At 46.3% G+C, this 24,813-nt stretch carries 21 protein-coding genes; 18 read left to right on the top strand and 3 right to left on the bottom strand.

Going from position 1 to position 24,813, the window contains the following annotated elements; all coding sequences use genetic code 11:
• Positions 1-11: 11 nt before the first annotated feature.
• The 8 genes from RHEIN_RS01175 to RHEIN_RS01145 all read left to right on the top strand — a co-directional run bounded on the left by RHEIN_RS01175 (position 12) and on the right by RHEIN_RS01145 (position 10,593).
• Positions 12-2,153, top strand: coding sequence for a winged helix-turn-helix domain-containing protein (locus RHEIN_RS01175; RefSeq protein WP_008897137.1), 2,142 nt, complete (start codon positions 12-14; stop codon positions 2,151-2,153).
• A gap of 245 nt (positions 2,154-2,398) precedes the next feature.
• Positions 2,399-3,031 (top strand): helix-turn-helix domain-containing protein, encoded by a 633-nt coding sequence (locus RHEIN_RS21330; RefSeq protein ID WP_008897136.1) that lies wholly within the window; start codon positions 2,399-2,401, stop codon positions 3,029-3,031.
• A 108-nt stretch (positions 3,032-3,139) separates the two neighbouring features.
• A complete protein-coding gene (locus RHEIN_RS21005) occupies positions 3,140-3,301 on the top strand; it encodes a hypothetical protein (protein ID WP_008897135.1) in 162 nt (53 codons plus the stop codon).
• Positions 3,302-3,358: 57 nt separating this feature from the next.
• Complete coding sequence (locus tag RHEIN_RS01165) at positions 3,359-4,126, top strand: hypothetical protein (RefSeq protein WP_202797755.1); 768 nt, start codon at positions 3,359-3,361, stop codon at positions 4,124-4,126.
• A 2-nt stretch (positions 4,127-4,128) separates the two neighbouring features.
• A complete protein-coding gene (locus RHEIN_RS01160; RefSeq protein WP_008897133.1) occupies positions 4,129-6,234 on the top strand; it encodes a peptidase domain-containing ABC transporter in 2,106 nt (701 codons plus the stop codon).
• A gap of 14 nt (positions 6,235-6,248) precedes the next feature.
• Entirely contained in the window at positions 6,249-7,478 is a 1,230-nt protein-coding gene (locus tag RHEIN_RS01155) for an efflux RND transporter periplasmic adaptor subunit (RefSeq protein ID WP_008897132.1), read from the top strand.
• Between the two features lie 8 nt (positions 7,479-7,486).
• Positions 7,487-8,188, top strand: a complete 702-nt coding sequence (locus RHEIN_RS01150; protein ID WP_008897131.1) for an ABC transporter ATP-binding protein — start codon at positions 7,487-7,489, stop codon at positions 8,186-8,188.
• Positions 8,185-10,593 carry an ABC transporter permease gene (locus RHEIN_RS01145; protein ID WP_008897130.1) on the top strand — a complete coding sequence of 803 codons (2,409 nt, stop codon included), beginning with the start codon at positions 8,185-8,187 and terminating at the stop codon, positions 10,591-10,593. The genes RHEIN_RS01150 and RHEIN_RS01145 overlap by 4 nt, the downstream gene beginning before the upstream one ends.
• Before the next feature lie 32 nt (positions 10,594-10,625).
• Here RHEIN_RS01145 and RHEIN_RS01140 read toward each other — a convergent pair whose 3' ends face one another.
• A complete protein-coding gene (locus tag RHEIN_RS01140; RefSeq protein WP_040554176.1) occupies positions 10,626-12,779 on the bottom strand; it encodes a winged helix-turn-helix domain-containing protein in 2,154 nt (717 codons plus the stop codon).
• Positions 12,780-13,102: 323 nt separating this feature from the next.
• Between RHEIN_RS01140 and RHEIN_RS01135 the strand changes: the two genes are divergently transcribed.
• The 3 genes from RHEIN_RS01135 (at position 13,103) to glmU (ending at position 16,057) form a co-directional block, all read left to right on the top strand.
• Positions 13,103-13,357 (top strand): hypothetical protein, encoded by a 255-nt coding sequence (locus tag RHEIN_RS01135; RefSeq protein WP_008897128.1) that lies wholly within the window; start codon positions 13,103-13,105, stop codon positions 13,355-13,357.
• A 66-nt stretch (positions 13,358-13,423) separates the two neighbouring features.
• Positions 13,424-14,311, top strand: a complete 888-nt coding sequence (locus RHEIN_RS01130) for a TraB/GumN family protein (protein WP_008897127.1) — start codon at positions 13,424-13,426, stop codon at positions 14,309-14,311.
• A 381-nt stretch (positions 14,312-14,692) separates the two neighbouring features.
• Positions 14,693-16,057 (top strand): bifunctional UDP-N-acetylglucosamine diphosphorylase/glucosamine-1-phosphate N-acetyltransferase GlmU, encoded by a 1,365-nt coding sequence (glmU, locus tag RHEIN_RS01125; RefSeq protein ID WP_008897126.1) that lies wholly within the window; start codon positions 14,693-14,695, stop codon positions 16,055-16,057.
• A gap of 70 nt (positions 16,058-16,127) precedes the next feature.
• Here glmU and RHEIN_RS20215 read toward each other — a convergent pair whose 3' ends face one another.
• Both RHEIN_RS20215 and RHEIN_RS01115 read right to left on the bottom strand, forming a co-directional pair.
• Positions 16,128-16,568, bottom strand: coding sequence for a hypothetical protein (locus RHEIN_RS20215; protein WP_008897125.1), 441 nt, complete (start codon positions 16,566-16,568; stop codon positions 16,128-16,130).
• A gap of 83 nt (positions 16,569-16,651) precedes the next feature.
• Positions 16,652-16,837: a hypothetical protein gene (locus tag RHEIN_RS01115; protein WP_008897124.1), complete on the bottom strand. Its 186-nt coding sequence runs from the start codon at positions 16,835-16,837 to the stop codon at positions 16,652-16,654.
• A gap of 145 nt (positions 16,838-16,982) precedes the next feature.
• Between RHEIN_RS01115 and RHEIN_RS01110 the strand changes: the two genes are divergently transcribed.
• From RHEIN_RS01110 to RHEIN_RS01080, 7 genes are all read left to right on the top strand, one after another.
• Positions 16,983-17,552, top strand: coding sequence for a DUF1439 domain-containing protein (locus RHEIN_RS01110; RefSeq protein WP_040554174.1), 570 nt, complete (start codon positions 16,983-16,985; stop codon positions 17,550-17,552).
• Positions 17,553-17,702: 150 nt separating this feature from the next.
• Entirely contained in the window at positions 17,703-18,491 is a 789-nt protein-coding gene (locus RHEIN_RS01105) for a DUF4198 domain-containing protein (protein ID WP_008897122.1), read from the top strand.
• A gap of 9 nt (positions 18,492-18,500) precedes the next feature.
• The gene (locus RHEIN_RS01100) at positions 18,501-19,427 is read left to right on the top strand and encodes an EF-hand domain-containing protein (protein WP_139056376.1); all 927 of its coding nucleotides are present in this window, start codon (positions 18,501-18,503) and stop codon (positions 19,425-19,427) included.
• A complete protein-coding gene (locus tag RHEIN_RS01095; RefSeq protein ID WP_008897120.1) occupies positions 19,427-20,752 on the top strand; it encodes a DUF2271 domain-containing protein in 1,326 nt (441 codons plus the stop codon). Before RHEIN_RS01100 ends, RHEIN_RS01095 begins: the two co-directional genes overlap by 1 nt.
• A gap of 212 nt (positions 20,753-20,964) precedes the next feature.
• Positions 20,965-23,295 carry a TonB-dependent hemoglobin/transferrin/lactoferrin family receptor gene (locus tag RHEIN_RS01090; protein ID WP_008897119.1) on the top strand — a complete coding sequence of 777 codons (2,331 nt, stop codon included), beginning with the start codon at positions 20,965-20,967 and terminating at the stop codon, positions 23,293-23,295.
• Positions 23,296-23,360: 65 nt separating this feature from the next.
• Positions 23,361-23,837, top strand: coding sequence for a hypothetical protein (locus RHEIN_RS01085; protein ID WP_008897118.1), 477 nt, complete (start codon positions 23,361-23,363; stop codon positions 23,835-23,837).
• A gap of 47 nt (positions 23,838-23,884) precedes the next feature.
• Complete coding sequence (locus RHEIN_RS01080; RefSeq protein ID WP_008897117.1) at positions 23,885-24,640, top strand: ZIP family metal transporter; 756 nt, start codon at positions 23,885-23,887, stop codon at positions 24,638-24,640.
• The last annotated feature ends 173 nt before the right edge of the window (positions 24,641-24,813 follow it).

Genomic DNA, 24,813 nt, shown 5'->3' with positions numbered 1-24,813 from the left:
ATTTTGGGTGTATGTCTAAGGTTATTCTTGGTGAATTTATTTTCGATACCAGTAGCAACTTTTTGTTTTCTGGCGAAAAAGAGTTAGAAGCCGAACCTCAGGTATTGGAGCTGCTTGCTTACTTGTATTTACATCGGGATCGTTACATCAGCCTGCAAGAATTGCATGAACATGTCTGGTCTGGCCGTGTAGTCAGTGATACAGCTGTCAGGGGAACAATAAAAAAACTCAGAAACCTGTTCGACGATACTAATGTCGCTGACCCCAAATACATTAAATCACTGTCTAAACGTGGCTATAAGTTGGTTTGCTATATCAGTGAATATACGGATTTTGTCACCCCAGATCATCCGAAGCTGATCGCAGCTACAATGATAGAGGGTATCGCTGAAGTGTCTGGTGGTTATACCGCAAAGCCGGAACAGCTTGAACCTGTTGTTTTTCAACCCGTCAAAATTCTCACTATAGCTTGCTTTGTTGTTTTGGGTGTTTTGACTCTTCTCTTATTATTTTTTTCTCCAGGGGGAAAACCTGCATCTGATATTTCTGAGTCTTGGCATCTACCCAGTCAGGTGATTACGACCATATCCGGCGAGAAAAAGGGGCTGACAATTTCTCCGGATGGGCAATATCTGGCCTTTATTGGTCGTTTAAACCAGAGTGAACCTTGGCAAATTTATCTGAAAAACCGCAAAACCAAAGATATTCACCTTTTGTCTACCAGTGCACAGCAACCATCAATGCTGGAGTTTAATACTGACAACTCACTTTTTGTTGTGGATGAAGTGGTGGGTAACTCTTCGGTCTATCGTTTACGGCTCGATGAGAATAAGCGAGTTGTAAGCGAACAGCCTCTTGTAAACTTTTTCATGATTTTCCGGGTAAGCCAAGGTCAGCAACAAGGAGAGTGGTATATCAATGCAATGGACGAAGAACAAGGAACAGCCATGCTATACCGCTGGCAAAGCCAGTCCAATGCTTTAGAACGGGTGCAAGCTCGCAGCAGCGCTCTGGATCATATTTATCATTCAGTACATTCCCCGGATGGTCAGTGGCTGGCAAGTGCTATTTTGCGTGGTGGTCAGGAATATTGGCTGGAAATACAAGAGGTAACATCGCTGCGTACAGTGTATTCGAAAGCCATACCGGCCCGTGTTGGCCGATTGGAATGGTTGAACGGTAATTCGCTGATGAAACTGGATGAACAGCATCTTAGTGTTGTTAGCTTATCGTCGGGTAGTGAGCAGATTTTGTTGGAACAGGGCGAAAATCAGATTACGGATTTCTCAATTGCTAATTCAGATAACAGACTGTATTTATTGAGTAATTCAGATGCTGTTGATCCTGTTTTTCGTGAACTGATTGTCACCCCTGAATTGTCCGAAGGACGGATTGTTAACGCAGTCAGTGGAACGCTCATGATGAGTTATGCTGAACATGACCATATATATTATGCAGTTGTCAGTGATCAGAATAAACGTATGCTGGTGAAGTATGATCAAAGCAGCGGTAATAAAGAAATCCTTTTTAGCACTCATAAAAAACTCGAATTACTGGATCATCATCCAGAACAGGGGGTCTTGCTATTGCATGTGGGAGAACAACTGCTAGTGGTGAATGTATCCAAAAGCTCTGTGGAGATCGTTTCTTCATCGAAAAGTCTTCTGGACAGCCAGGCAGCGTTTTCATCGGATGCTCAAAGAGTTTATTTTGGCCAACTGATCGCGGGAGATTGGGAATTGCATCAATTTGATCGTGCCAGTCAGCGCAGCCAAAAGCTCGCGTTAGGGTACAGGTCTGCCAGAGAATACGGCAATGGCTTTATTGCGGTGACTGAAAACGGTGCTTTACATCAGTTAGACAGTGAGTTGCGGCAGGTTCGTGCTCTCGGATATAGCATTAACACCGAATTTATTAGTCGCTGGTACGTCAAAAATCAGACCTTGATTTGGAGCGATTTTGATTTTGTATCAACATGGTTAAATCAGTTGGATTTTGTCAGTGGCGAGTTTCGCCAAACCAGTTTCCCTTACGAAAAAATGCGGCCTCGTTTTGCGATTAATCAAAATGGGAGTCTTGTGCTTTACAGCAGCAGAGGGACACGCATGACAAGTCTCAGTGGCATTGATTTATCCGTTTACCTTATAAAGTAGTGATAAATTAACCACAGTAAAATTAGATTCCCGTTATTTCCCCCGCCCTGTTTCTCATTCAAAATTTCCCTGACTTCACTACTATTAAAGGGGAATTTCATGAAAGTCATTGTTATTGCGTTTGTACTCATATTTCCTTCAGCATTGATGGCTGAGAGTCAGTCTGAGAGTGAAACCGTTTCACCATTGTCCTTGTGTAAATTGACCAGTAGCTGCGATATTGATTAAAGGTTCAGGGAGGCACCATGAGTTTCTTTGAGCAAACTTTGGCTGAGCTGGATCAGGTAGAAACACTGATCCAGTTAGAACGTTATTTGATTCAATTCTCAGAACTGCCTCATATAGACTGGTGCTGCTTTATTGTTCATCGAGACAGCACCTCCTATATAGGTTCAGTGCCAGATGGAGTCAAACAAAAGCTTACCTTAGCAGCACTTAAACAGGTATGTCAGCATTGCTATAAACCATCCTGGTCTGGTTCTGAGAAATTGACCAAAGTAACTTTACCACAAGCCAGCCTGCTGATCCCCATTGTCACTTCCCGTCCAGATCATGCATGCCTGATTCTGGGGTTTACCAATCAAAACGTAGAGCCAAAGTTTGCCGAGAAACTAGGTTGGTTTTGGCAAATTGTAGGCACTTACGTTTACGACACTTATCGACGGTTAAATGAAACAGAACCTGGCGTCGAGGTGCGTCTGACTCCTCGTGAGATTGAATGTATTCACTGGGCTGCTCATGGAAAAACCTCTTGGGAAATCAGCCGGATTCTCAGTATTACAGAGCGGACTGTGAATTTTCATCTGACTAATAGTATGCAAAAAACAGGTAGTTCAAACAGACAACAACTCATTCATAACTACATGAATAGTATGTAGTTTTTTATGGTTATTTTTTGGTGATAAAAAAAACACAGCACAGTGATGGTGATATCCAGTGGTTAGCATCCATAGTCTGGCTGGCACAACTTGTATATGAGGTACAACATGAAAAATTATATAGCATTGGAAGAGCCACTAGCAGCAACCATCACAGCAGAAGGCTTTATTGAAGTCACTGCTTTGGATGAACTGGATAAGATTGTTGGTGGTTTGCTGAATCCTGAAGATGTTTACATTGAACTGAATGATGAATCTGCGAAATTTTAGTCACAACATAAATGCTTTGGGCACTCAGATAGTTGTACTGTCTGATTGGGTCACCGAATGGCTGATGACGTCAATGATTGGCCCGAGAGTGGCGGTATTGGATGCATTAGAAGGCTTATGATGTCTTATCTCAAACTATTTCGGAAAGAGGCTTTGCGGCATCAGTACCAAACTCAAGAGTTTGGTAAATCTGTTATCCAGCAGTCACATATGCTGGATAAAGCGATAGTCATTATGTTCATTGCTTTTGGTCTGCTTATTTTTTTCGCTTTGGTTTATCCCTTTGTCAGTCGCGAGCAATTAAACCTGGAAGCTCATGAATCAAACTATTTTCCTATTGTTTCTCCTGTACCCGTGGTTGTGGAACGTCATCTGAATATGGATGGCAGTCGCATAAATCGTGAGCAAGTTATAGTACAAGTACGATCTTTTGATGCTAAAAGTCAGCTTGAGCAAGTTGATTTGTTGAAAAGTAATGAGTCTGGAACCTACTTTGCGATGGTGAACTCAGGCTCTACTGCTCAGGCTTTTCAAACCATTGCCAAAGTGTTGCGTATTAATGAAGATCATTTGTTTTTTTTCTCTTTAACAGGAACTAAGCCTGATCAGATACAACCTGGGCAAGTCGTAAATTTGCGGGCCGGGTCACTGTGGGCCAGGGGAAAGGTTCACTCTGTGATTGGACCTTTTCAGCAAGGCAGAATTAATGTGGGGATACAACTTCAGCTGCCTTATGAGCCTGGTGTGCTTCATCCCTCCGCAGACGTTCGGCTTGAGCTCAATGTGAAGCGTAATAACTTCTTTGCACTGATCAAGGAGGGCTAGTTATGCTTATTTCTGATTATATTCAATTCAGAAGCCAGCAACTGCCAGTTTATTTGCAAAGTGAAGTGGCCGAGTGTGGGATTACCTGTATTGCCATGGTGGCTTGCTACCATGGATTTAAAACCAATATGCTCGCTATGCGGCAGAAATACCCTGCTGGTTTACATGGGGTTACGGTAAAACAAATCGTCAATATTGCCGACGAATTAGGCTTGTCTGCACGAGTACTGAAACTTGACCTAGGGCAACTGGCAAAAGTTAAAAAGCCGGCAATTCTGCACTGGAACTTTAATCACTTTGTCACGCTTGCGAGAGTGAGCAGCAAAGGGATCACTATTCATGACCCGGCTAAAGGACGCTTAAATCTGGATTGGAATCAGGTCTCAGAATCCTTCACTGGTATAGTCATTGAACTGGTCCCATCAAGTGATTTTGCACGCAAAGATGAACGGATCCGCATACCGCTGCGTCACTTTATAGGTAAGGTGGATGGCTTGTGGGCATCGCTCGGAAAAATTCTGGTCATAGCGTTGTTGTTGCAAGGGTTGTTACTGATATCTCCCTATTACATTCGGGTTGTTATAGATAAAGGGATAAACTCAGGCCAAGCCAGTATGCTCTGGTCTGTTTTTATCGGTTTTGCATTGGTGTTGATGTTGTCTGTATTGGCTCAGGTTATTCGTTCGGCCGCCATAATGTATTTGGATAAGAACCTGAGTTTTCAGGTCAAAGCTAATATTCAGCGCCATCTTTTGCATTTGCCCCTCAGCTTTTTTGAAAGTCGCCATGTAGGGGATATCAAGTCCAGATTCGAAGCATTTAATGAAGTTCAGCGCATGATTAGCAGAGGCTTTATTACGGCTATAGTCGATGGACTGTTGAGCATTACAACCCTGACTATCATGTTTTACTACAACAAGACTCTCGCACTGGTTTCGGTTGGCTTTCTGGTTGCACTGTATTTGATCCGATTTTTCCTGACCAACAAAGAAAATGAACACCTGGAGCAGCAGCTTAGTAAACACGCCAAGGAAAACAGCCATTTTATTGAAACAATTCGGGCTATTATGCCGATAAAAAGCTTTGCGAAAGAGAATAACCGTCTGTCAAGTTGGATGAACCTTTATGCCGATACCCTAAACGCCAGTATCCAAAGAGAAAAAGTAACCATTGCCAGTGATGTTACCCAGAACGCGCTTGGCCGAATTGAATATTTGATTATTGTGATGATTAGTGCCTCTTTTATTATTGAAGGAGGGCTTAGCCTGGGTATGTTTCTGGCATATTTGGCCTACCGCCAGCAATTTGCCGATAGTGCCCAGTCTTTAGTTGATAACATCTTCCGTTTTCGGATTGCGGGCACTTATCTGCGTCGTATGTCCGATATCGTTATGCAGAAGCCTGAGCAGGATCAAGTCAGGGTTGCACTTAAACCAGAGCAAGTGATTGGGGCTCTGGAAGTACGAAATCTGCATTTTCGCTATAGTGACAGTACCCCCTGGCTTTATCAGGAACTGAATTTCAGGGTGGAGGCTGGCGAGTCCGTTGCGATAATCGGGCGATCAGGTTTGGGTAAATCCACGCTGTTAAAAATCATGACTGGCTTAATACAGCCACAGCAAGGCGACTTATTGCTCGATGGCATGCCTCTTAAATCATTAGGGTTTCGCCAATTTCGCCAATACTGCGCAACGGTGATGCAAAATGATCAGTTACTCAACGGTTCTTTGCTGGAAAACATCACTTTTTTTGAGCCATCGCCCAATCTTGAATTGGTGAAAGAAGCTCTGCAAGGTGCCGCTATCTGGGATGAAATTCAGGCCATGCCTATGGGCCTGCATACTCAGGTCGGCGATTTGGGGAGTGCACTCTCCGGTGGACAGAAGCAACGTATCCTGTTAGCCCGGGCATTTTATTTCCAACCCAGAATTTTATTCCTGGATGAAGCTACAAGCCACCTTGATAGCGTCAGTGAACATCGCGTTAATGAATACCTCAAACAGAAAAATATGACGAGGATCAGTGTAGCTCATCGCAAAGAGACTATTGCGGCAGCGGATCGGGTTATTGATTTAACCGAGTTGATTGCCTGTAAAGCAAGAGCATAAAGATAGGATGCATTATGAAGAAAAATTTTAGCACTCTGGTTTATGGTGCCATAGGTCTGACATCGATACTGCTTTTAATCAGCGGTTGGAGTATTGGTTTTGCTGGAGGCATGCAATACATGAGTTTGTCATCTGTCAGTATTGCTAAAGTGCAAAGCGGTGATTTTACGCAAAGAGTCACTGGCTATGGCAGTTTGCAATCACAGAATCAGCGCATGATCACCGCAAGCAGTATGGCAACTGTGGATGAAATCAGGTTACGTCCAGGTGCAGTGGTTGAGCCGGACAGCATTATTCTGACTTTAAAAAACCCGACGCTGGAAATAGCTGTGCAGCAGGCGATGACCAATGTGCATAACAAAAAAACCAACGGTCGTAAATTATCACTGGAGCAGCAGCGGGAACTGTTGGAGCAGCGTTCGCGCTTGTCCGAGCTTAAATCTGAGACAGAACTTGCCAGGTTACAAGTCGAAGCTGAAACCCCGTTGGCTACAGCTGGCATTATTTCGGCAATGGACGCTAAACGCAGCAGTGTCAAGGCTGATCAGTTAAAAGAGCGTTATCAGCTAGAGCTACAAAAGTTTGATACGTTACACGAGGTGCATCAGGAACATCTGCAGATCCAACAAGAGGAAATCCAGCAAGCCGAAGCTGAGCTTAGCAATGCAGCCTATCAGCAGCAGCAACTAGTGGTTCGGGCTGGTCTTGCCGGGGTGTTACAGCGTTTACCAGTCAGTTTGGGACAGAGTGTGAATATTGGTGATGAACTGGCGTTGGTCGGCAGCTTATCACCGTTGATCGCGGAGGTGAAGGTGCCACAAATGCAGGTGCGTTTATTGCAACCTGGAGCCAGTGCTGAGGTGGACACCCGGCATGGGATTGTGACTGGCCAGGTATTGCGGATTGATCCTGTGGTTGCTGATGGAGCAGTGCAGGTCGATATTTTATTACCTGAAGATTTAAGTGCAGATATCCGGCCTATGCAGATGGTCGATGCCCGGATCCGAGGCCAAAGCCGTGGTCAGGTAAATTTTGTCGACCGACCAGTCGGGGTTGCTGAGGATGCTCAAATCGAGCTGTTTAAGGTGGATGCGTATCAGGTGGCAACCAAGGTTCCTGTTCAGTTTGGTAAGGCCTCAGGTCAGCAAATTGAAGTGATATCGGGTTTGGTGCCGGGTGATCGAATCATTGTCAGCGATGTACAGCTTGATAGTACAGTTTCACAACTTAAATTGACCCAGTAAGGACTGAAATGATGAAAACTGATGTGCTTAAAGTCAAACATCTTAAAAAAAGCTTTCAATCTGGCCAGCAACAACAAACAGTGTTAAATGGTGTTAGTTTTAGTGTGCATGAAGGCGAATATGTCGCTATTTGTGGTCCGTCAGGTTGCGGCAAATCTACCTTATTGAATATTTTAGGTCTGCTTGATACCGCGGATAGTGGCGAATATTACATCGACGGCTTATTGGTCTCTGATATGAATGCCGGGCAGAGAGCACAGATGCGCAGCCGTCGGATTGGGTTTGTGTTTCAGGCTTTTAACCTGATTGATGAATACACTGTGCTGGATAACGTGGCCTTACCGCTCAAATATCGTGGTGACAGTCTGAAGCAACGTCAGGCAAGGGCACTGCAGTGTCTGGAAAAAGTTGGTTTAGCTGATAAAGCCGAGCTTTTCCCTAATCAATTATCTGGTGGTCAGCAGCAGCGGGTTTCTATAGCCCGGGCGCTTGCCGCTGATTCGGGCATAATGTTGGTCGATGAGCCCACCGGTAACCTGGATTCCAAAAATGGCGATGCAGTTATGGCTCTGTTGGCCGAATTGCATGCTCAGGGCACCACCATTTGTCTGGTTACCCATGACCCGCGTTATGCCACTATGGCACACCGACAAATTCACTTACTGGATGGCCAGGTCGTTTCTTCCAGCCAACTGGAGCAGGTTGCATGAATTGGCCAACGATCTGGCGTACATTTTTCCAGGCCCGGCACTACTACATCACTGTGGTGCTGAGTTTGGTGTTCACTCTGACCTTGCTATTTAGCGTCTTGAGTTTGGTCAACATCACTTTCTTTGCCTCTTTACCCTATAAAGACGATGCGGAACTTTATTACATCGGTGGCGAACTGAATTATCAGGGTGCTGTGCATCAACAAACTCACATTCAGGGGCTGTTTGATTTACAAGAAAAAAGTCAGTTGTTGGACCAGATGGCTGTTTATTTTGGTCTGCAAACTGAGTACCAGTTAGTGGATTTACCGCTGCGGCCTGAAGTGCAGGTGCTTTTTGGCTCCCATAATATTTTTGCAGTGATGGGGGTCGAGCCATTGTTAGGTCGGCTGTTTAATGATCAGGAACGAGTGGGCAATAAACAACCTTCGGTGGTGTTAAGCCAAGCTGTTTGGCAAAAGCATTATCAGGGGCGCAGCGATATTGTTGGTCAGAGTATTCAACTGAATCAGCGCCAATTTACTGTAATTGGGGTGCTAAAACAGCAGCTGGAGCTACCTGGTTTTCATGACGTACATCAAGCCATCTGGCTGCCATTAGATATGGATGAGACAGTTAATATTCGTGGTATTGATGGCTACAATGAGAATTTTTCTGCTTTGGGCCGCCTAAAGGTGGGGGTGAGCCAGCAGCAAGCCAGTGCTGAGGTATTTGAGTTGATGAAGCAAGCATCAGCCGAGCGTTATCCAGATTTGCAGCATATGTTTGATTATTCTGGCAAGGCAGTGCCGTTACGTCAGCAAATACAGGGCGATTCAGGTCGTCTGGTATTGATGCTGTTGGTCGGCGTATCGCTGCTCACCCTGATCGCTTTGGTAAATTTATGTAGCATGCAACTGGCCAGAGCAGTCAAACGCCTGCAGCCACTGGCGGTTTGTTATGCATTTGGTGCTAACAAAAAACAGATGTTCTATCAGGTGTTTCGGCACAATGCTGCTCTGTTGGTGGGGGCTGGTGCGCTGGCATTGTTGTTGACCTCGATGAGCTTTGGGGTCATTGCCCAGGTTGCAGCAGAGCAATTACCAAGGCTCAGTGTGTTGCGGATCGATAGTGTTATGTTATTAATTACCAGCATAGTGCTGCTGGTGATTGCATTGCTGTTTAGCTGGATTGAACTCAGCAGTGTGCAGGAAAAACAGTTGATGGCAAGTTTGCAAAGTAGTGGTAAAGGTGCGGGCAAACAGCTTAGTCAGGGGGTAGCGCATTGTCTAATTGGTGTGCAGCTGTTGTTATCTTTGTTGGTCTTATTGGCAACAGTGCATGTGTTTGCCGCTGCCTGGTCTGAAGCCAGTCGTCCAACCGGAGTCAATACCACAGATCTTTGGTCTGTTACTGTGAGTTACGCCGAATTAGACAGCCGCGAGCAGCAAAAAAATCAGCACCGGGCTGTAATACAAAATTTGGCCGCATTGCCGCAAGTGCAGCAGGTGACACCTGTTTCTGAGCCAAGAGCGCCCAAGGCCCGTAATCAGGATAAAGTCAGTAATGCGTTGGGGGAAGTTATCTCCGCTGCGCGGCAGATTGGCGTTTTGCCGGGATACTTTCAACTTTATGGATTAGAACTTTCGGGACAGGACTTTAATGCTGAACAGGTCGGGCTGGAACATTATCCTGTAATCGTAAATCAGCGTCTGGCCGATCGCATAACCAGGCTAAATGGCAAGCCAGCCTTGGGTCAAAGCATTGCGTTAAATGACAGCAGCTTACAACGACAGATTATAGGGGTTGTGGCCAATACCTACTTTCCAGGCGCTCCTGCTTTCGAGGTGGATGAAGTGTTTTACCCTGCGGAAAACAGTGGTCGTCGTGAATACAGTTATTTACTCAAAGTCAATTCGGGGTCTACCCTTACCGATATTGCCCTGTTGGAGTTGCTAAGGCAGCAAGACCCACGTTTGGATCTGCTAGAGTTGACCACGCTACAGGCTGCATTCGCCCGTTTTTCGCTGGCGCACCGATTGGCCGCAGCATTGTCAGCCATACTGGCGCTAATGAGTTTACTCACTGTACTGGCTGGAGTGGCAGGTATTGTCAGTTATCTGGTGCAGGCTCGTCGCTATCAGTTGGGTGTAGAGATGGCTATGGGGGCCAGTATCCATCAGTTGCTTCGTGATAACTTGCTAAAGCTTGTGCAACCGCTGGCTGCCGCGCTGCTGTTGGGGTTTTCTTGCTTTTATTTTGTTACAGGGATAAGCCGGATTCAGCCTGAGCTGATGTATCAGGCAGACTGGCGGCTGGTTTTTGCTGTTTTGTTATTGGTGGCTTGTGCCACACTGGTGTGTAGTTTTGTGCCATTACGACGGGTGTTGTTGGGCGATCCGATCAAAGCTTTGCGTAATGAGTAATGCTGGATCTAGCCCTTAAAGAAGGATAGCTATCAGGGCTTAGCTTTCCATTGGATAAACTCCAGCGCCAGCTCCGGTGTGACAAAGACTGTCGCATAAAGCTGGTCTGGATTATGTGGATCCGGGTGTATTGCCAATAACTGATAAGGCAACTGGCTGCTTTGTGTTTCACCTGTGGCAACATCGTGTCGCTCCAGATGCCCCAACATACCGAAACGGTATTGCTGTTCTCCCTGCAATAACCAGAGAGCCACCAGATTTGTATCGGTATTGGTTTTTAGTTCTGTGTCATTTTTACCACCATCAACATAAAGTACCAGCTTGCCGTCTCGGTGATAATGTAATTGGCCTTGTGCATCAAACTGGGCAAAAGTCCCGGCAGAAAAGGTCAATTGAGTTAACTCGTTGCTGACTAAATCCAGTTGCCACAGATTCTGGCTGTTGCCTTGCAGTCTGGTCAGCACCAGACCGCTGTTATCCGGTAGCCAAACCGCCTGACCAACATCATTACTTTCCAGTTTGTTGATCAATTGCTGGCGCTGGGTATCGTACAAGTGCAAGTTGCCCTGTTTATTAAAGACTATATAGCGACCATCACCTGACCAACTGATACCACTAAGACGCTGATCGTCTGGCGCAAACTCTGTTAGTTGAACATTCTGCCCCTTGTCGTGCAGCCATAGCTGCCAACTGCCAGTCCAATTGGCTGAAAAAGCATAGCTGCTGCTATCTGCAGGCGATATCGCCAAATCTGCCGCGCTCCCTGCGGCATCATTGAGCAAAGTGATTTTCCGCTCCGTTGCATTAAAAGGCTGCTCAATTTTAATCAATTGCATCGCATTCTGTGTGGCGCTGCCTGCTGTGAAGTTAGAAATATAGGCCTGATCTTCTGCAAGCATGGTTAACTCACCTACGATAACGCCTTCAGGAAACTTTAACAGGCTCTTCGTTTTATCTGCCACCTTTAGCTGCAATATGCCATCACCGCCGGGTAAAATCAGGCTGGACTGATCGGTGCTCCAATCTAATCCCAGCAGAATCAGTGGAAAGGGCAGGCTGGCTAGTCTGGTATGTTCCCTGCTGCTTGGGTCATAAATATAAACATCAGGTTTATTCGATTCCGGCATCAGAATATATGCCAGTTTACTGCCATCCGCAGACAACGCCAGCATAGTCACGCCTAGACCAGCTGAAGGGGCTGCTAATAAAGTTTGCACCGCACCGCTGGTCAGATTTTCTGCCAGCAGCGCATTGCTGGAATATAAACCGCCACTGCCTTTGCTGTAGTACAACCACTGTCCATCTGCACTTTGTTGTGCTGTGCCAAAGTTAAGGCCAGTACAAGAGGTTAATGTGGAGACCTGGTACTGCGGATACTGACTGAAATCATAATTCTGATATTCACAGTCTTGGCCATCTTTACCTATCACCTGAACTAATAAATTGCGGCTCAATGGTTGCCAGTTTTGAATGCTATACAACTTATTATTGCCCTCAATCACGACCTCCTGCAAAGCGCTGCCTGTTCCTATGCCTAACTTACGCACTACGGCACGCAAAGTACCATCTGGTTGTGAATGACTATAAGCCAGTAGTTGTTTATCCGCAGACAATAAAGGTCGTGATTCAATGCCTTTAAACCAGGTTACTTTTTGTCTGGTCACAATATCCATTTCCAAAACCTGAGGTTTGTCATCCAGCTTTGCTGTTTCACGGGGGGAAGCTGGCTCTTGGGTCGAAAAATAATAAACAGCTGCTACTGCTGCAAGCAGCAGGGTTGTCAGTGCAACAGACCAAAGCGGGAAGTGGCGTTTGTGCTGAGTGGCTTGAGTTGTGGTGAAGCCTTCTGCGCTGGCAGCTTGCTCAACCACCGCGTCAGACTGATCTGGCAGCTGTAAGCTATAGCCTTTTCGATGATGGGTCTTGATCAGTGATTGAGGCACATCGGGGTGCTGCAAGGCTTTACGAAGTTCTGACATAGCACGATTTATCGCGTTGTCATCCACATAACTTTGTTGCCATATAGAGTCGATAAGCTGTTGGCGGGAGATGATTTTGCCGGGATGTTCAGTAAAATAGTGCAATAGCTTACATAACAGAGGTTCGAGCTCTATCCGTTGAACTTTGTCATGAATGCTGTAGTCGCCTGGTGTAAAAGTCCATGGTCCCAGCTGCATCTTATCCATCTGTTAATTAGTCTTCCATTTTTTAACCAGTTGTAACTTTAACAGATGCGACTTCTGATTCAAGTTAAATAAATCAGCCCCTGTAAAACCTTATGATTCCACGATAAGATTTCCGTAATGTTTGTTTTATTTGTTTAAAAACATGAGGTTACACCTTCATTCCTTACCAATAAATTGCTTAGGTTCTGATAAGCGACTTTTCGTCAGTCGTTCGCTAGATTGAACTCAACAACCAGACGGACAAGCAGTGAGCCCGTAGTTGCCAACACACTCAATGCAATTTACTGAACAAGACTTACTGAACCAATAGAAGGAATGTCAAAATGAAAACACTGAAACAAGCAAGCGTTCGTATCTTTATTGTTGCCACTTTATTCGCCAGCACCGCGGCACTGTCAGAAGAAGCTAAACCAAAGCCGGAAGTGGTTCAGCCAAAAACTGAAGTTGCTGTACCTGCCAAACCAATGACCGATGTGCTGATGCAAGAGCTGAGACAGCAATTAAGCCTTAACATTAAACATGAAGTGAATATGGCCCTGAGTCATTCAGTTGAGCTGATCAAAGATTCGCTGCGCTAATGACGAAAGGCTAGAGTATCAGCCTGTAAAAGCTATAAGCACAACTACAACATCAGGACCATCACAATGAAATTAACCATGCTATTTAAAGCAAGTTTTGCTGCTTTGTTACTGACCACAGCCTTGGCTTCTGCCTCTGCTGTGGCTGAAACCTCAGTCTGGAAAGTGAGTAAAGGTGACGATTATGTGTATATAGGTGGCACTGTGCACCTGTTACCTGAGTCGGCTTTCCCTTTGCCTGACGAATTCGGTAAGGCTTATGCCGATACGGACACTCTGGTGCTGGAAGCAAAAGTACCTGCAGCTACGGATACTGAATTGCAAGCAGCAATGTTAAAAGCTATGTCGTACAACGACAACCGCAGCTTGTCTAAGGTGTTGTCACCTGAAGTGTACAAGCAGGTGAGCGACTACTTTGCACCTTATGGTGTGCAACTGCACCAGTTGGATGCCTATAAACCCGGCTTTATTATGATTCAGATGCTGGCGCTGGAAATTATGAAAGCACAGATGGATGGAGAAGGGGTCGATAGCCACTTTGATAAGCTGGCGCAGAGTGATGGTAAAGCGCAGCTCTATCTGGAAACAGTCGAAAGCCAGATTAATTTGTTGGCTAATATGGGGGAAGGTTACGAAGACGCCTTTATGAAAATGAACCTGGAACAGGTTAGCGACTTTAAACAGTATTTTTCTGCCATGATCGACGCCTGGCGCGTGGGTGACATGGTTGAGCTGGATAAGCTTGCTGTTGAACCTGCCCGGCAGATGGACCCTGAGTTGTATCAGGCGTTGTATGTCAAACGTAATCAGAACTGGTTGCCACAAATTGAGAAGATGTTTGGCAATGCCAATAAAGAGTTGGTGTTGGTTGGTGGTGGGCATTTAGCCGGGGAGCATAGTTTACTGGCGTTATTACAGCAGGCTGGTTACAAGCTGGAGCAACTAAGTCTGTAAGCCAGTTTTTTCAAACTCGATATTATAAGCTTCACCAGTAGGCAAACAAAAAGATCCCCATGAACATACAAACTATGTGACTGGGGGGGCCTGCCCGGTGAACTATCTGCAGTCCTGACAACGGGATATATAAGTTGGTATCTATGAACAATGTTGTGATCTGGTGCAGTAAGTCACTACAAGAATACAAAAATACGGTAATCATTGGTGGGATTTGGCTGACGGTCTGGGTGATTGCGAATCTGAGCTTATTACATAGCCTGACATTTTTCACTTAAACAGTCTTTACTTACATTACTGTTCAGCAAAATTTCACCCTGCTCCTGTAATCTGTTGCATTATCTATTAGAATAACCGCATTGAAATTACATGGATTCTTTTATGGCTTTAAATGTTGTGATCCTGGCGGCCGGTAAAGGCACAAGGATGAAATCAGATTTACCTAAAGTACTGCACAAAGTTGCAGAGCGGCCTATGGTACAGCATGTGATCGACACGGCCCGTTCTTTAGGCGCAGAGTCTGTTAATCTGGTGTATGGCTATGGTGCTGAACAACTGAAATCAGCCTTGGGTGAACAGGATTTACACTGGGTATTACAAGCCGAACAATTAGGGACTGGCCACGCTGTACAGCAGGCCGTGCCTCACATCGCCGACAATGACACTGTGCTGGTGTTGTACGGTGATGTTCCTTTAACCCGCAAAGAAACTTTAGAGCAACTGCTGGCAGCGAAATCTGCCGATGGTTTAGCTGTGCTGACTGTGCATCTGACAAACCCTATGGGTTATGGCCGTATGGTGCGTGAAAACGGCAAAGTTGTGGGTATTATTGAACAAAAAGATGCCAACGCCGAACAGCTGAAAATTACTGAAGTAAACAGCGGCATTATGGCTGTGCCCGGCAAGCAGCTGAAAAAATGGCTGAGCCAGTTGCAAAACAACAATGCACAAGGCGAGTTTTACCTGACCGATATTATTGCTATGGCGCATAAAGAAGGGGTGGATATCACCACAGCTCATCCTGCTACAGCTATTGAAACCGAAGGCGCCAATAACAGAGTGCAACTGGCACAGTTAGAACGGGCTTATCAGGCGCGTAAAGCGGAAGAGTTGATGTTAAACGGTGCTAACCTACGTGACCCTGCCCGTATTGATATACGGGGTGATGTTACAGTGGGCTGTGACGTGATGATCGACATCAACGTGATTTTTGAAGGCAAAGTGGTGCTGGGTAACGGCGTGGTGATTGGCCCTAACTGTGTGATTAAAGATGCAGTGATAGGCGCTAACACCGAAATCAAAGCCAACAGTATGATTGAAAAATCCACTGTTGGAGTCGGCTGCTCTGTAGGCCCTTATGCCCGCATCCGTCCTGATTCCGTATTAGCCGATGACAGCCATGTAGGTAACTTTGTTGAGCTGAAAAAAGTCACTTTAGGTGTGGGTTCTAAAGCCAACCATTTAACTTATTTAGGCGATGCAGTAATAGGCAGTAAAGTAAACGTGGGTGCCGGTACCATCACCTGCAACTACGATGGCGCCAATAAGTTTGTTACTACTATTGAAGACGGTGTTTTTGTGGGCTCCAACAGCTCTTTAGTGGCGCCCGTGACTTTAGGCCAGAACTCCACTGTAGGTGCTGGCTCTGTAGTAACAAGCAGTGTTGCTGCCGATGAACTGGTGGTAGCACGCTCTAAGCAACGCCATATCAGCGGCTGGAAAAGACCGGTTAAAATGAAGAAATAATGACTGGCTGAATACGAACAAAACCCGTCCTTGTTGACGGGTTTTGCTTTTATACTTTCCGTTTCGGGGCTCAGCGGATGATTTGAATATCTGGGCAATGCTGCTGAAAAAAGGCTTTTACTGCAGGCAGTTCTTTAGCCGGAAAACTGAATTTTAGTTTGCCGTACATAGTGTAAGGGAAATCAATAAAGGCTTTGGTTTCATCCAGTTGATCGATGGCCACCTTATTAACATTAGCCAGCGTCAGCTGATGTTGTTTCACGTGAAGCATTTCGCCTTCCAGCCGTAATTGGCTTAACGGATCGTCGAAATATTCCGGAAATAGCTGATAAGTTTGTTTTTTTTGTGTGAAAGGCAGGATGGCAAGCCAAAATGAATAAATGAGCGGTGTAAACAAGAGTAGATCCTGCTCAGCGTAAAAAAAATACACCAACAGTAGCAGGCTTCCACTCCAGCTTAAACAGGCCCAGCGTTTCGCCTTTTTGTCGGCCATGATTTCTTTAAATGTCATCCTTTGCTCTCGTCTCTCTCATCCGGTCACAAGGATAATAAAAACAGCATAAAAGCAGGTCAAGCCACTTCATTAATAAAAAGTTAAAACAATATCGCCAGCCAGCTCATTGGCAACAATAACTCCGGAGCTACAAAAGGTTGCTGCTGCAAATTAAAACTTAGCCACTGCAATGTTGAGTCAAAAGCCAGCAGGATCAGCACCAGCACAATAAAAGCGCTAAGCAACTGCCGCAGGCCGGGTAACTGAATTTGTTCTGGTGTATTCATGCAAAGTCTCCGTCTCCCTGAAGTTCTGATACTAAGTCGTATACAGTGGTGAAATAGTTGGAAGCAATACGAAAAAAAATCAGCAAAGGTTCAGCCGTTCTTGCTAAAGTTCGCGCCACACCAGCGTAAAACGGACAATATTACCTTGAATAAACACACACTACTGGCGCTTTCACTGTTGCTGTTAGCTTCTTGCACTCAACTGAATCATCTGGATATGTTTAGTTTGAAACAGCAGGAATTACAGCGCTTATTGCTAAGCCAATTAGAGCAACAGCAAGGCAAAGGTAAAATGTTAGGTTTACCTTTGACTCTGACAGTGCAGCAACTTGAGCTAAAACTGGCACCAGACAATAAACAGCAGATCGAATTAAAGCTGGCTTTAGGGGCCGAAGTGGATGCGTTATTTAAACCTTTGCATACGGATCTGAAGCTGCACTTGTCGGCTTTGCCTTATTTTGACGACGAACGAAATGCAATTTATCTGAAAAACCTGACTATTCTGGATTCCAGCGTCGGCAGCGGCAGCTCTCAGCTCAAACTGGCCCCCTTAAGTAACGAAGCCAAAACAATTTTGACGCAGATACTGAACCGCCAGCCTGTTTATAAACTCGATTGCAACAAAGTGACAGAAAAAGTCTTATGTGGCATGCCTTTAACTTTAGTGTTGCAACCGGGCGAGCTGCTGTTAAAGCCTAATTATTCAGCCCGGTAATTGCTATTTTGCCAGCAAGGCCCCGAATTTAAGGGCCTTTTAGCTTGTTCAATCTAAAGATGAAATGATCTAGTTGCAAACGATTCTCATTTGATCTAAAGTGGCGCCCATTATTTAAATGAGATTTATTCTCATTCACTGGAGCGCCTTATGTGTAAACTCAAACCCCTGCTTTGTTCTGCCTCTTTAGTGCTGGCTTTTACTGCTTCTGCTCATACTCCTTATCTGGCTCCTGCCAGTTTTGAACCTCTAGGAGGCTGGGTGACGCTGGATGCTGCTTTTGCGGATAAGTTTTTTGTGCCTGAAGTTCGTTTTGATCAAAGCGACTTTAAAGTGCTGCAACCAGACGGCAAAGCTGTGGAGCCCAAGGAGCTGTTTTTAGGCAAAACCCGCACTGCAGTGGCGCATCAACTGGAGCAGGACGGCACCTACAAATTCAGCACGGGTCAGCGTTATGGCGCCGTATTTCGTAGCTGGCAGCAGGACGGTAAAACCCATAACAGCAGAGATCCAAAAGAACAAATTCCTGCTGGTGCTAAGTTAATGGCGCATTTTCAGTCTGTCACTCTGGCAGAAACTTATGTCAGTAAAGGCGCGCCAAGCCAAACCGCATTAAAGCCAACTAATCAGGGGCTGGAGCTGGTGTTCCAAAGCCATCCCAACGACTTGTATATTCAAAGCCCAATCAAAGTCACTGTGCTTTATAACGGCAAAGCTTTAGCTGAACAAAAAGTGCAGGTGTATTCAGCCAATTCTGCTGAAGCCGAAACCAAAGCATCAAAAGAACTCACGACGGATAAACAAGGCCAGCTTAATTTTGAACTGGATAAAACAGGCACTTATTTGCTGCTGACCCGTTTTCGTACCGATGCACCAGCTGGTGCCAAAGCCCCTACCTACAGTTACAGCTATAGCGCTGTAGTTGAAGTCACTGAATAACAGGAGTTTATGATGCAACGCAGAAGCACAGCCCTTAGTTTATTTTTAGCCATCACCAGCTGTTATTTAGCTGCTGATGAAAACGCGCCAAAAAAACCAGCGCATCAGCCAACAGCACATCAACCAACAGCTCAGGGCAAAGCCAGTTTTATTCAGGACTATGATCTGAATAAAGACGGCACTGTCAGTCAGGCCGAATTTGAGCAGGTACGGCAGCAACGTTACAGCGCCATGGATGAAAATCAGGATGGCCAGGTGTCGGTGGACGAATACGTCAATGAATACGCGGGTCGCCTGGATAAAAAGCTGGATGCTGAACGCACAGGCCAGATCAAACAAACGCTGGTGCGTATTGAAGCTTTGGATACAAACAAAAGCAAAACCATAGGTAAGGACGAATACCATGCTTCTGGTGATAAAGCTTTTGCTTATATCGACACCAATAAAGATGGTGTGATCAGCAAAGCTGACCCGCTGCCAGAGCGTGAGCGTAAACCCGACGCCAAACAACCAGTGCGTGCCCGTCCGGCTTTAGTGATGCCAACTACTCACAGCGTGACCGGTATGCTGGATATGTACGATCAGAACGGCGACGGCAAGGTCGACAAAGCTGAATACCAACAGCAACGGGATGCGGCTTTTGCCCGCACCGATCTGGATAAAAATGGCGAGCTGAGCAGCGATGAGTACCTGAACGAATTTGTTGACCGTCTGGACCGTCAAATCGCCAAAACCCGTGCCGCTCAGTTAAAGCAAGCCGCAGTTCGTTTTAAAGCTTTGGACAAAGACAATAACCAGTACATCAGTGCCGCTGAGTTTCATGCCTCAGGCGGGCGTATGTTCAAACGCTGGGACACAGATCAAAACCAGCAAGTGACTATGGCTGAAGCATTGCCTGTGGTTCATAACGAAAAAACTAAAGGTACGGCTGAGTAATGAAAAGTTTTGTCTGGCCAATGACGCTGTTATCGCTTTGTCCAGCACTGGTGTTGGCTGACTCTGTCAGCTATCAGCAGACTATTGCAGGGCAGCAGTTGAAACTGCAACTGGAAGGTGTCAGCCACAAGGAGTGGCAGGCCAGACTCCCTGAATTTCAACACTGGTTATCTGCGGCTAAAGCTACAGATCCAGAGTTGATTCAGTTGTGTGAAGAATGGCGCGCTCAAAGCCAGCAGAGTTATAGCTGCCGTTTAGGTGCTATAGCGCAGCAATGGCAACAAGCTGTTGAGAACCAAGTGTTACCTGACAGAGTAGAGCTACGTCGTCAAACCAGAGCTATAGAACAGTTGGATTTGTCTGAAGCTGATTACAAGGCTGTGGTCTGGCAACTCGAAGGTGTGGCCAATGCCCGCTTGCTGGACTATGCGGCTGCGCTGCTAAAAAGCTGGTTTCCACGGCTGAAACGGCTGGACTTGCAATCCGGTGTCAGTCGCTTGTTGTGGTTTGACACGGGCAGCGTTGTGTTAAGTTTGGGAGTGGAACAAGCTTTGCTGCAGCAGTTGGAACTGAGCTCAGTCGCTTTAGCTCAGACCGAAACAGCTGACACCCGTATGGGTTACAAAGTGTCGTACCGGACTTTTAGCCCTTTGTTAAAGCCATCGGAAGGCTGGCCTGTAGAATATGGCCCAACGGCTACAGTGCTGGCTAAAGATGCTGTCACTGCTTATTTGCTGGCGCAAAGTCTGGCGGTTTTGGATCTGAAGCAAGGCCAACAGCTTACGGAGCAACAAGGCGCAGCGGCTTTACTCAAAACGGATTCGGCCGACTGGTATGCGACTGAGTCCTGGTACAACTATCTGGCCGATAAAAGCCAAAGTTCACAGCAGCTACAGATTAGTTATCAACTGCCTAAATTCAGCGATGCTAATTACAAAAGACCTTATGTTTCGGTGTGGCTGACCGATCAGCAGAAAAAACCTGTGCGCCAATTGAGTCTGGTCGGCCAGCAAAGCCGCTGGTATCAGGAGCTGAGTCACTGGTGGCGGCGTCTGGGTCGGAAAAATCCTGAACAAATTGATCAGATTGCAGGCGCTACTCAAAAGCCCGGTACTTATCAGTTGAAGTGGGATGGTCGTGATCAGCAGGGTGCTGTAATGCCCTGGGGTCAGTACCAGCTGCATCTGGAAGTGGCGCGTGAACATGGTGGCCATGAACATTTAACTCTGCCGTTGCACTGGCAAGCCGATCTGAAGCCGGTAGAGCTACAAGGTGAAGCTGAACTGGGGCTGGTGCGCCTGCAGCTGCAAAGCAAAGACGGCTAAGTTTTTAGTATCAAATTCCTGTTGAGTTGCCTGCCAACTCCTGTTGTTCTCCCTGTTCTCTGGATAGGGAGCTTTTTGCGTTTTCAAATTGTAAATCATTGAAATATATGAAAATAAGTTGAATTTTATTGTTGAGAATGGTTCTCATTTGATCTAGCATAACGCCATCTTGTGGACTCACCACAACTGTATAGCTCGTCAAGGAGAGCGTTATGCCCTGTTCTAAAACCTTAATTGCTGTTGCTGTCAGCAGCTTATTTTCTTCTGGTCTGTTTGCGGCAACTATGGCCGAAGAGGCAACAAAAGATCTGTCGCAACTGGAAGCTGTGACTGTTACTGCAGACGCCGTCGAAGATAAAAAGTCCACTACAGCCAATAGCACTGTGATCAAAGCCAAACAGCTGGAACAACAACAGGTGCAGCGTTTAGAAGACATGGTGCGTTATATCCCGGGTGTGAGCTTAACGGACCAGGGCCGTTTTGGGTCAGCTGGTTTTAATATCCGAGGTTTAGAAGGCAATCAGGTTGCTATTACGGTGGACGGTTTAGCTGTAGGTGAAACTTTAAACCCGCCCACTTTTGCGTTTTACGACTTCTTTGCTGCAGGCCGTGGTGGTATTGACCCTGATGCTGTGAAACAAATTGAGATAGTCAAAGGTGCTGATGCTATAGCCGCAGGCAGCGGTTCTTTAGGTGGTGCCGTGCTTTTTGTGACCAAAGATGCTGCCGATTATTTAAAGGCCGAAGGTAACGATACTTTGGTCCGGTTAAAAGCGGCGTACAGCGGGGCTAATGATGAAACCCAAGGCACTGTGACAGTCGCAAACCGCACTGGCAAACTGGAAGCTCTGGCCGTAGTGACCAAACGTGAAGGTCACGAAATGGAAAACTACAGAGACTCAGCAGAGCGCCAGGCTATTACAGGTTCTGGCCGCCCTGTTGCTGATCCACAGGACAACAGCAGCCACAATGTGCTGACCAAACTAAAGTATCAGCTGACAGATACTCAGGATATTGGCCTGACGGCCGAGTTATTTAAGGCCGATATCGAAACCAATAACCTGTCATGGATCAGTCGCAGTTACCTGACCCGTACCAGCGACGATCAACAGGAACGTAGCCGTATTGGCCTGAAATACAATTGGCTGGCCGGCTACAACTGGTTTGATGCTTTCTCAACCAGCCTGGATTATCAGCAAACCAATAACGACGCTTTTACCCTGATGTTAGCTCCGGCCAGTGCAGCGCGTTTATGCACCACAGGCCCTTGTTACCGCAGTGAAGACCGTGATTACCAGCAGGACTTACTGAAATGGGCCTTTGCTTTGGATAAAGAAATTCAAACCCAGGGCAGCACTCATCAACTGGTATACGGCGGTGCTCTGGAGCAAAAATCTGTTGATTTCTCTGCCATAGATACCAGCTATGTTGGGCAGACCATGGAAATTGCAAAGCAGGATATAGACCCTGATTTTGTGCCTGCAACTGACGCTGATTTATGGCATCTGTACCTACGCGACAGTATCAAATTTAACAACAGTGCTTTTAGCTTAACCAGCGGCCTGCGTTATGATCATGTGTCGTACAAACCCCAGTTAAATGATGGTTTTACCGATGTGACAGGTACAGTGCAGGACAGCAGCTTCAGCGCAGTGACAGGTCAGTTTGTGGGTAATTATCAGCTGACAGAACAGCAAAGTGTAGCGTTGCAGCTGGGTCGTGGTTTCCGCGCGCCAAGTACAGAAGAAATGTATTTTCAAACCGCTTTAACCAGCCGCACTGAACAAGCGACGGGTGTGGTAGTTCCGGGTTTATACAGCTCATTATCTAACCCAAACCTCGACGCTGAATACAGCACCAATCTGGAACTGGCTTATCAATGGCAAGGTGATCACAGCAGATTCAAGGTGGCGGTATTTAAAGACAACTACCGCGACATGATCACCAATGTCACCAGAGTCCAAAACCCGGGCACAGTCTATGAAGACTGCTCCAGCTTTGGTTGTAATACCACTCAGGGTAATCCTTACACAGTGAACGAAAACGTCGGTGATGTGGATGTGACAGGTGTTGAGTTGCAAGGCGCCTGGCGCTTTAACCAAAGCTGGAGTGCTCAATTCTCTTACAGCCACCATGAAGGTGAAAAAGACAATGGCGACCCGTTAATCACTATCAGCCCGGATAAGCTGGTTGCAGGTGTCAGCTACCGCGCTACCGACTGGTGGAATCTGGCGGCTAACTTAAGTTACAGCTCAGACGTTAAAGCCAAAGATGCGTATGAAACTGAAGAAGACGGTACTCAAACCCAATTAGTCACCTACCTGCCAAAAAGCGCCACTGTGGTGGATCTAGTCAGCAATATGGAGTTTGGTGACCACTGGTTACTGAATGTCGGTGTGTATAACCTGCTGGATAAAGAATATTATCGCTGGGAGCGTATTCGTTATGCCGCCAGCAGCCGTAACAATATCAGCGCAGACGGTATTCAGCGTTATAGCGAACCAGGCCGCTACGCCAAATTGGGTGTCAGTTACAGTTTCTAAACTGTTTTACCCTGGTCTTTTGAGATCATGCTCAACCACCTGCTGGGAAGACAGGTGGTTTTTTTATGTCCAGGGAAGTACGGTATGTCGCAACTGTCTGGAACGTTGTTGCGACTATGTCCAGGGAAGGACTGTATGTCGCAACTGTCGGGGTGATAACGGTCTTTCGAAAGGCCAACAGTTTGGCATTTCGCCGTTATCACGCCTTCGCCTCTGGCGAAGGCCGGATGGTTGTTGCGACTATGTCGCCACCATCCATGGCGCATTCCGGCCAGTGGACTGAGCCACTGGCGCTCATCCGGGCATTGCCAAACTGTTGGCAATGCTATTCCCGGCTTCGCCCTTCGGGCCAATGCTTCGCATTGTTAAAAATCGTTCCTGACGATTTTTTATTCGCAGCCATCCTTTGCATTCACCCTTCGGGCCAATGCTTCGCATTGTTAAAAATCGTTCCTGACGATTTTTTCTTTAAAAAACAAAGACCACATAGGAGAAAAAACGTTATAATGTCACAGGTTTTTTATCTGGCTTTTATTGCCTGAACCTGATCATCTTTATCCGCTGTTTTCCCCATAGGACAGGATTGTATATGTTAACTTTGTTTATCCTGCTGGCTGCCTTTTTGGTGATGCTGGTGTCCCTGTCCGGGGCTATCTTGTTTTTGCTGCCGCAAGCCAGATTACAACGCTTTTTACCGCTTATTTTAAGTTTGGCTGTAGGGGTTTTACTGGCAAATGCCTTTTTGCATTTATTGCCAGATGCTTTGCATCATCAGGACTCACCGCGCGAACTTTTTGGCTGGGTGTTAGCAGGTTTATTGGGCTTTTATTTTCTGGAACGTGCGCTGCAGCATGGTCATCCACAACTGCCGGATCAAAGCATCAATACCGCCAGTTATGGCAAAGTGAATCTGGTGGCCGATGGAATTCATAACTTTATTGACGGTGTGTTAATAGCTGGCAGTTTTCTGGTTGACCCTTTATTGGGTGTGACTACTACTGTGGCTATTCTGATCCATGAAATTCCGCAGGAAATTGCTGATGTCGCCGTATTGCTGCATGCGGGATTCAGCCGCAAAAAAGCCCTGCTCTATAACCTGTTATCGGCCAGCGCTTGTGTTTTAGGTGCTGTGGCCACGTTAGCCATCAGCCATTGGTTAACTCCTAATCTGAATATTCTGCTGGCTATTACTGCTGGTGCTTTTATTTATCTGGCCAGCGCCGACTTAATGCCACTGCTGCGCAAAAACGTCGAACAACCGCTTTGGTTACATGCTCTGATGATGGGCCTGGGTGTGTTGGTAATGTTAGTGCTGCTGGGGCCTGAAGCTTCACATCATCATTAAGTTGTTGTAGGGGCGCGGGCTTGCCCCGGCCCGTCCATCTGCACCGCGGTATCATTAGACGGGCGGGTTGTAGGGGCCGCGGCTTGTCCCGGCCCGTCCATCTGCACCGCGGTATCATTAGACGGGCGGGTACAAGACCCGCCCCTACAGTTTTTATTTAATATGCCCCGATA

The sequence above is a fragment of the Rheinheimera sp. A13L genome (genome assembly GCF_000217935.1).
Classification (GTDB): domain Bacteria; phylum Pseudomonadota; class Gammaproteobacteria; order Enterobacterales; family Alteromonadaceae; genus Pararheinheimera.
The sequence above is the reverse complement of the archived record's forward strand: the minus strand, read 5'-3'. Positions and strand labels throughout refer to the sequence as shown.